Below are 533 nucleotides of genomic sequence, written 5' to 3'. Positions count from 1 at the left end.
CCCATGCTTGTGTCGGGCCACAGCCAGCCGGTTACTGCCGACGAGGTCCTCCAGAGGAACATCGATGCAATACCTCAAGGTCGCGTGGCTACGCCGAAGGATATCGCAAGTCTGACGCTGTTCCTCGCGAGCGAGGGAGCCAGGCACATCACGGGGGTTGCTGTTCCAATAGATGGCGGCTTCACGGCAGGATAGGAGGAATTCTTGGGTAGTCGGCTATCAGGCAAAGTCGCCATCGTCACCGGTGGCAATCGAGGCATAGGGCGTGCAATTGCCGAGAGGCTGGCTGATGAAGACGCCATGGTTGTCGTCGGCGATTTGCTTGACAAGCGCTCCGCCGATTCCGGCGGTGCCGAGAGGCTTACCTTTATGTCTCTCGACGTCACAAAGGAGGTCTCAATTCGGACATTCGTTGACGAGGTCCTGCAGAAGTTTGGCAGGATCGATGTCCTGGTCAACAACGCCGGCATGGTCATTCATAAGTCCATCGACGAACAGAGTGCCGAGGATTGGGACAGGCTGATGGCGGTCAA

Annotated in this window: 2 protein-coding genes; both read left to right on the top strand. The window is 57.6% G+C overall.

All coding sequences use genetic code 11. The features are described from left to right. Nucleotides 1-195, top strand: a 195-nt coding sequence (locus NKI47_RS35075; RefSeq protein WP_352596446.1) for an SDR family oxidoreductase, incomplete at its 5' end; no start/stop codon positions are given. 9 nt (nt 196-204) lie between these two features. Continuing rightward, a partial coding sequence (locus NKI47_RS35070) for an SDR family NAD(P)-dependent oxidoreductase (RefSeq protein WP_352596443.1) occupies nt 205-533 on the top strand: 329 nt, incomplete at its 3' end.

This window comes from Mesorhizobium sp. M0633 (assembly GCF_040320645.1).
Taxonomy (GTDB): Bacteria; Pseudomonadota; Alphaproteobacteria; order Rhizobiales; family Rhizobiaceae; genus Mesorhizobium.
This window is presented reverse-complemented; position numbering and strand designations above follow the sequence as displayed.